This window comes from Microcystis flos-aquae FACHB-1344, from assembly GCF_014698375.1.
GTDB lineage: Bacteria > Cyanobacteriota > Cyanobacteriia > Cyanobacteriales > Microcystaceae > Microcystis > Microcystis aeruginosa.
The window spans coordinates 1-7,686 of record NZ_JACJSW010000062.1; the positions used below are offsets into that span (position 1 = coordinate 1).

The following is a 7,686-nucleotide window of genomic DNA, read 5'->3' on the forward strand; positions in this document are numbered from 1 at the left end:
TTAATCGTTGGGTCATCAAATCTTATTGAGATATGCCAGCGTCCTGAGGGATGTAATCTGACTGTTACTGTGCTTGGTTCACAGCTTTCTGGTATTTGTCTTGACCATCGAATCGCTAAAGGTTCTGTGCATTTGGCTAAATAGATTTGTTTGTCTTTAAATTTAAAAGCAGATTTGGTAAATTCGGCACTTCCTCCCTGATGTTTTTTCTTAAAGTTAGGATACTTAGTACGACCAGCAAAGAAATTAGTAAAAGCTGTTTGTAAATGTCTTAAGCCTTGTTGTAAAGGTACACAGCTAACTTCATTGAGAAAGTCTAATTCTTCTTGCTTTTTCCAATCGGTCAACATTGAAGAAGTTTGAGCGTAGCCTACTCTTTCTTGTCTTTCATACCAAGCTTGTGTTCGTTCGTGGAGAGCTTTATTGTAAACCAATCTTACACAGCCCAATGTGCGCCGCAATAGCGACTCTTGTTCGGGTGTCGGGTAAAATCGGTAAGAATAGGCTTTTTCCATGTCTCACATTTTAGCATATATTTCGTAAATGTGCTAATATTTAACAGCAAAGCCGTCGTAGAACGACGGGGTTTCAGACCCAAATTTTCGATGAATCATCCTTACTCTTGGATCGAGGATAGCTTAAAAACCCTCCATCGGGCCAATTGGTATCGAAGGGTTAAAACCATTCAAGGCCGGGGCGGAGCCGTTATAGAATTAGAGGGTCGATCGCTGATTAATTTTGCCAGTAATGATTATCTGGGATTAGCAGCCGATGAAAGAATGATCGCGGCAGCCATAGCAGCGACACAACGCTATGGAACTGGAAGCACCGGCTCGCGTCTGTTAAGTGGACACCGAGATCTTCATCGAGACTTAGAATTAGCGATCGCATCCTTTAAAAATAGCGAAGACGCGATCGTTTTTAGTTCGGGATATTTAGCCAATTTGGGGACAATTACCTGTTTAGTGGCGCAGAAAGACCTGATTTTAGGAGATCAATACAATCACTCTAGCCTCAAAAATGGAGCCAAGTTAAGCGGTGCCACGGTGAAAGAATACCGGCACAATAGTCTCGAAGACTTAGAAAATCAGTTATTAGCCCACCGTCATCACTATCGTCATTGTTTACTGCTCACTGATACAGTGTTTAGTATGGATGGGGATATCTGTCCCCTAGCGGGAATTCTCGCTCTAGCCGAGATTTATAATTGTATGGTTTTGGTGGATGAGGCCCACGCTACCGGAGTTATGGGGGAAAATGGCACAGGTTGCGTGGAATATTGTGGTTGTCAAGGACGGGAATTAATTCAGATGGGGACCCTGAGTAAAGCTTTAGGCAGTTTAGGGGGATATGTGACCGGAAACGCCAAAATTATCGATTTTATCCGCAATCGCGCCGCCACCTGGATTTATACTACCGGTTTATCCCCCGCCGACACCGCCGCCGCTAAAATGGCTTTAGAGATTATTCGTCTGGAACCGGAACGTCGCCAACGCCTACACCAAAATATTAATTTTGTCAAGAGTAAATTAAATAATCTTAATATATTGCCTTCGGAAGCGGCGATTTTATGTTTACCGGTAGCCAATCCGGGTCAAGCCCTAGAATTATCGCAAAAACTGCTAGAAAAAGGGATTTTTGCCCCCGCCATTCGTCCTCCTACCGTTCCCACCAGTCGTCTGCGATTTACTGCCATGGCCACCCATAGCCTCGCCCATCTAGAGATTCTTGTCCAGTCTATTGGCGAATCTTTCTCCACATAGAGAAAAAGTTTTTCGTGGGAAGTGGGGAACAACTAAGTTGAGCGGCGGTTAGCATCCTTGATCCCATCATCAAGCTCTCTAGCCTGGCCGCTCCAACGACTTGTTAGACTGGGCTTTCGCAATAAGTTTACGACTTCTCTGCCGCTTGCTGCTTCCTTTTTGCGTAGGTCTGCAAAGATTGCATCCAAGTCATAGTTGAAGGACTTGGCATACTCTTCACGGATTCGGTGGATCTCCTCGACAATTTCATCTGTCCACATGACTTAATCTCCCATCAGTTCGTTGGGTGTGCAAAGGATAGGCAATACCCAAATGGCTCAAGTTTGCGGCTTTCCGCTAAATATTCGCAGGCAACCTGCCAAATTAAAACTCCCTCTGTCAGATTAGCTACTAGAGAAGCTGCGATTGCCTGCTTACTAGGATAACGCGAATAATTGACGTAAATTAAAACATTTGTGTCAACGGCGTTCATGCAACATATCTCTAGTAAACTGGGGAGCATTAGAGGGAATGGGGTTTTGTTGCATTCGCTCAACAAGCAGCCTTAAAAAATTCTGCCTAGCCGCAATATCGGTAATCTTTGGGGGAATAATTTGAGGTGATTTTACAAAAAGCTCCACCTCAGTGCCTTCAGGTAAATCGTAAGCTGTTTGAAGGATGAACGTACCACTATGATAAATTGCTTTCAAGGCTTGGGGCATGGGGAAATCTCTATCATGAGAGGGTGATTTAGTTAGCTGCTTACAGTCTAGCCTACACGAAGCAAATCTCGTGACGAACAATAGTCTGATAGTTTCATGTCCATATATTGCCATGCCTGACTATATCTAACTATATTTCTATTGAAACTTTACAATACATCGCTATCAATGGGGAGTATAACTTGAGCCTTGGCTTTTGTAGCAGGTAAACCCCGCCGCACTACCGCCTTAGCAAACATTTCTGGCGTAATCTCTGGACAATCTGATCAATCAATATCTTCATCGCTCATCGCATCCAATCGTTGCCAATCAGTTTGAGAGTTGCTCGAAGTAGGTTCGTTGTTCATATTTCGTCGCTCTTCTTGCAGAAATAATCCGGGTGCAATCCTCACGTTCTCTATGGACAACGGCAATCATACTAAATCCAGTTATTAAAAACTGATTATTTATTCTCCGTTTTGCATGAGTGCATGAGTAGAAAACGGGTTTCTCCGAGAAACCCGTTTTCTGTGCGTTACTCAACGGATTTAGTATCACTCGCCCTGGCAACAAACCGAATGTGACAAAACGCTGCTCTCCATAACCGTAACGATCCTCCTCAACCGTTACAATATCCCCATCAAACACGGCTGGAACATCGGTTCAATGGCAAATATTTCTGCTGACCATCGGGCTAAATCAGCTTGCAGTAGTGAGTCTTCAAATTTAACTATATGAGAGATTGGGGTGGTTTTTTCGGTTAAGGCTTTGGCAAATTCTTCAACGACTGTTTGGGCTTCGTTAACCTCTTCTGGTAGATCTAGGGTAAATCCTAAAATGATTGTTTGGGTTGTGTTGCCGTCTTGATTCGTTGATTGATTTGCGATCCTTTGAGTTTGAAAAATGATCATCTGCTCGACTGTATCAGGCTCAAATTCGTCATAGTTATCTTGTAGGGAGGTGGTTAATGTGTCTATTAGAATTTGTCTAATATCCGTGTCAGGATCTTGCTGATAAACCATCACAAACTCAAAAATCACAATCAGCTACCTCCTAGCAGTTGATCTTCAAACCATTGTTTAGCAATTTGCCAGCCTGTTTCTGCTTCAGAGCGTAGGCGTTGGGCTTCAGAGCGACGATTATAAACTTCTGTAATAATTGTTTCTTGAGTTTGTAAATTAGGAATAATGATTGGTATTTCGCCAACTTCGGTTAAGTTAATATTTGCTCTTGCAACTGGACGCTTAAAATAATCTAAGAGTCTTTGACCTATACTGGATTTCAAATACCAACAAATATATTCACCTAAAACCTCTTTATTATCAAGTCGAACAGAGGCTATTGCTTGGTTAATATTAGCGGATTGATCAAGATTATAAATTCCCACTGAGCCAATAGTAGCACCGACAATAGCAATTAATAAATCTCCCTTTTGCAGTTGAGAGCTTTTCATTTTGCCTGTATGAATTTCATCGCTAATGTGTACTTCACTTGTTAGGGTAACGGTTCCTTCTGTTGTAATTTCTCCACTTCTAATAAAACGAACTCCATTAGGTGGCTCAACATAAGCATCACCTTTTGCTAGAGGTGTTGTACCAGAAAAAATACGAATTGATAACTCACTAAGAGTTAAAACATTGTGTTGTGAGTTTTGTATGGCATTAAATAACTTTTGAAAATATGGCTTATTTGAATAAGGATCTATGCGATCTCCTATCATTTGAGATAAGGTGGTCGCATATACTTTTCGATCATCAGAAGGGGGTAATCTAAAGTTAAGTGTATCTAAAATAAATTGATCAAGGCTAGAGAGAAGGGCATCAGATTCTGCTAATTTTTGTTTACGATGCGATCGCTCCTCATCCATAGCAGCAACTAACTCAATTTGTTTATTTAGTGGAGGTAATGGTATTTTTATTGCGGCAATATCTTCAAGATGTAAGTCGGGAACTCCGATACCTTTAACAACGCGACTAAATTGTATTCTTGCAACTTCAGAGTTAAGAAAATAGGTGACAAAAGGTGGTGATATACTATCATCATTCAATTTCAATAAAGCAACACTAACAAAAATATCAAAAATGGGAGCATTAGATGGAACTAAAGCAGCTTTACCGATAGTTCCAATTTTAGTCAATAAAATATCATTAGTTTTAGGAGAGCATCGTTTAGCTAATTTATTGTGTTCCTCTTTGCTAATAAATTTAGTCTTTTCAAAAGAGATTTCCCATTCTCTAACATCTTTTACACTGATAAAGTGTATTCCTTGTTGATCATCGCTAATATATTTAGGTGTATGATGAGTTCCATCTGAGATTAGAGAACAAATTTCTGCAAGCGAACGACAAGTAAATTTAGAATTTTCTAATCTGATATCAAAAATTTGATAAATAGGCTGATAAAATTCAACACTAAATCGTTTTTTAGCTTTGCCCTGCTCAACACCAAAACATAAAGCGTTAATTTGTTCAGCAGGGCTTAGACGAAAAAAGAGGAAGGATCTCGTTGAAACTCTCGCCACTGAGCGATTAAACCCGTATCAGGAATAATCTCTCGATAACGCTCACTCCATCCCGCTTCCTTCGGATTAGACTGATTCCACTCAAAACAAACCCGATAATCAAACAAATCGCAACTATGACGTTCAATCTTGTCCCGTTCTGGCGTTTCACGCTCAACTGTTACATTAAAAGTCTTCCGTCCCGTTGCATCATAGCCAATATTTTCCGCCAACGCCATAAAAATCGGCTGATCATCAGACACAACCTCACCATCACCCAACTTTCTCAAAAAAACAATACTTGCTTTTACCCCCGCATCATAATAAGCAAAGGCAAATTGAGGCAAACTCACCACCGCCAAAATTTGGAAATGGGAAAGCATCCAATCCCTTACCCCTTGCAAAGAAGAATTAGTTAAAATCCCATCCGGCAGAATGATCGCCGCTCGTCCTTCCTTTGGTTTTAGATAGGAATAAACTCGCTCAATAAAGAGAATTTCTGTTTTAATGCTAGTTCTTTCCTTTACTGCCTTAGCCCCCCGTTTTGCATTGCGTTCACCTTGAGTAGATTCATCTGGTTCTGTATCCGTTGTCCCCTTACTCAAATAGTGGCGTAAATCAAACTGATCGAGATAACCCTTATCCTTTTCTGTTGACTTTACCACCGATCCAAAAGGCGGATTAGTTAAAATCACATCAAACTTATTAGGAACAAGTTCGGGTTTAAGAGCGGTTAAACGCTCCAAAAAATCAAGAGCATCATGACCAACAATATTCGTATGACCATCATCATGAATGATCATATTCATCTTGGCAACACGGGCTAACTCCTCATTAATTTCAATCCCGAAAAGATTGTTTTGAGCGAAACTATGCCAATAGTTAAAATGATCAACACTTTGACGGGGATCACTTTTATAGTTTTTATAACGCAGATTGGCTGCACGACGAACGTGATCAAGTGCATAAAGCAAGAAACCACCCGAACCACAGGCAGGATCAAGAACTAGATGCTTTCGCTCTGGATTCAATAACTCAATGGAAAAAGCAATCAATTCACGAGGTGTAAAATATTGACCAAAATCTCCTTTAAAGAATCCTCCCATAAATTCTTCAAAAGCAACTCCTTTTGTGTCCAGTTCCGTCCGATCGAGTGATAAAGCTTCTAAATGTTCCACTACTTGAGCAATAACAGGCGGATCAATATTAATTTTGTCAGTAAAAACCCCCGGTTCTTTTTCCTGCTCATTTGTATAGAGTCTCAAAATTCGTTTCGATAAATCTTCACTACTTTCACCATCACGACGCTGAAACGCATAGGGTTGTCCATCTTCAATATCAGGATTTTTCTCATCACGATATTTGACAAAGATCAACTTACAAAATTCACCAAATGCGGCGATAGGACTACGACGGCCACCTTCCCAAAGCGTCTGATGACATTTGCGAATCGCTGAACGTAATTCTTCCCGGGGAACAGCCTTTAAATCTTGTCCCTCCTTATTCTTATAAAATCGCCATTCAGGAGGTTTACCAAACCGCTTCGGAATATCCGTTAAATGGTTGCGATCGCGCTCCATCGGTGGATATTTTTGTTTATCATCAAAGCGCAGTAAACGACGGGTTAAACCTGCGATCGAGCCACAAAAAGGCGCAGCTAAACTGGCACGATTTCCACAAGCTTGTTCAATAGATTGAGAAAATTCGGCATCAGTAATATCCGATCGCTTAATCTCAAAAACAAAATAAGGATCTTTATGCTCCTCATCTTTGTAAATAACTATATCCGCTAAATCATTAGGAGTCCGTCGAGGTACTTTCACCTCAAACTTGATCAATTTAGGATCATAGTCATATTTGTAAATTAACTCAGCCCAAAACTCAGCCCTAACTTTTTCTTCAGGATCAGACCAACGCTCAGAATGATCAGCAGCAAGATAGTGAATGCGTTCTTTTTTGCCTTCGCCTTTAATTTCCGCCTGTCCATCAGCGATCGCTTGTTCTAGGTAGGTTTTGGGGGTTTCAGTCGGCATTACTTTCTATGAGATTAAACTATGTGCATTCTAGTTTAGGGGCGAACTGATGCAATCCCACTTTTTCTTAGCTTAGTTTTTGTATTGGGTTGAGATCTCTATGGTTTGAAGCATAACGGTTGAACTCACCCGCCGCTAATAACTTTCAGTGCGTGAAGATGATCGCACTCTCGGTCGGGTGCAGTGATTTGTTATACTGTCGCTTGATCGGGAGCTTAATAACTTTACGTCCACTGGCAATTTGCTTTTCTCTAAGATCGTCAAATATTGCTTTGAGATCATAATTAAAAGATTTTGCGTATTCTTCTCTATATTTATGAATTTCTTCGACAATTTCATCTTTATACCTGAACTTCCCCCATACATATATACCATAATAGCCCAAAACCCTTATCCATCAATGGATGTACCCCCTTAACTTTTCTTAATGTACCCATGTAATTTGTAACATTTCTTAATGGACAAGAATTCTCTCTATTTGCTAGAATGGTAGTCATGTATATAGAAAAAGTTCCTAACCGTAATTCCCCTCCCGCTGTCCTTCTTCGTGAATCCTATCGAGAAGGAGATCAAGTCAAAAAAAGAACCCTGGCCAACCTCTCAAAATTACCCGATGATATTATCGACAATCTAAAACTGGCTCTTAAAGGGGCAACACTGTCAATGACTGAAGGCATTCCCGCTCATTTTGAAGTGATTAGAAGTCTTCC

Annotated in this window: 8 protein-coding genes and 2 pseudogenes; 2 read left to right on the plus strand and 8 right to left on the minus strand. The window is 40.6% G+C overall.

Annotated features, from left to right (window positions below):
* Positions 1 to 515, minus strand: a 515-nt coding sequence (locus tag H6G48_RS04700; protein WP_190719595.1) for an RNA-guided endonuclease InsQ/TnpB family protein, incomplete at its 3' end; no start/stop codon positions are given.
* A 90-nt stretch (positions 516 to 605) separates the two neighbouring features.
* Here H6G48_RS04700 and bioF point away from each other — a divergent pair.
* Complete coding sequence (gene bioF, locus H6G48_RS04705; protein WP_190719598.1) at positions 606 to 1,763, plus strand: 8-amino-7-oxononanoate synthase; 1,158 nt, start codon at positions 606 to 608, stop codon at positions 1,761 to 1,763.
* A 32-nt stretch (positions 1,764 to 1,795) separates the two neighbouring features.
* Here bioF and H6G48_RS04710 read toward each other — a convergent pair whose 3' ends face one another.
* From H6G48_RS04710 to H6G48_RS26030, 7 genes and pseudogenes are all read right to left on the minus strand, one after another.
* Entirely contained in the window at positions 1,796 to 2,023 is a 228-nt protein-coding gene (locus tag H6G48_RS04710) for a hypothetical protein (RefSeq protein WP_016516502.1), read from the minus strand.
* 198 nt (positions 2,024 to 2,221) lie between these two features.
* Positions 2,222 to 2,464, minus strand: coding sequence for an antitoxin family protein (locus H6G48_RS04715; protein ID WP_002763431.1), 243 nt, complete (start codon positions 2,462 to 2,464; stop codon positions 2,222 to 2,224).
* Positions 2,465 to 2,773: 309 nt separating this feature from the next.
* Positions 2,774 to 2,878: pseudogene (locus H6G48_RS26760) on the minus strand (BrnT family toxin); the annotation flags it as partial.
* A gap of 191 nt (positions 2,879 to 3,069) precedes the next feature.
* Positions 3,070 to 3,483 carry a hypothetical protein gene (locus H6G48_RS04725; protein WP_190719602.1) on the minus strand — a complete coding sequence of 138 codons (414 nt, stop codon included), beginning with the start codon at positions 3,481 to 3,483 and terminating at the stop codon, positions 3,070 to 3,072.
* A 2-nt stretch (positions 3,484 to 3,485) separates the two neighbouring features.
* Entirely contained in the window at positions 3,486 to 4,964 is a 1,479-nt protein-coding gene (locus tag H6G48_RS27100; RefSeq protein WP_190719605.1) for a restriction endonuclease subunit S, read from the minus strand.
* Positions 4,922 to 6,976, minus strand: a complete 2,055-nt coding sequence (locus H6G48_RS04735; RefSeq protein WP_190719608.1) for a type I restriction-modification system subunit M — start codon at positions 6,974 to 6,976, stop codon at positions 4,922 to 4,924. Before H6G48_RS04735 ends, H6G48_RS27100 begins: the two co-directional genes overlap by 43 nt.
* A gap of 145 nt (positions 6,977 to 7,121) precedes the next feature.
* Positions 7,122 to 7,346 (minus strand): hypothetical protein, encoded by a 225-nt coding sequence (locus H6G48_RS26030; RefSeq protein ID WP_341275484.1) that lies wholly within the window; start codon positions 7,344 to 7,346, stop codon positions 7,122 to 7,124.
* A 125-nt stretch (positions 7,347 to 7,471) separates the two neighbouring features.
* Here H6G48_RS26030 and H6G48_RS04740 point away from each other — a divergent pair.
* Positions 7,472 to 7,686 (plus strand): annotated as a pseudogene (locus tag H6G48_RS04740) (IS1634 family transposase); the annotation flags it as partial.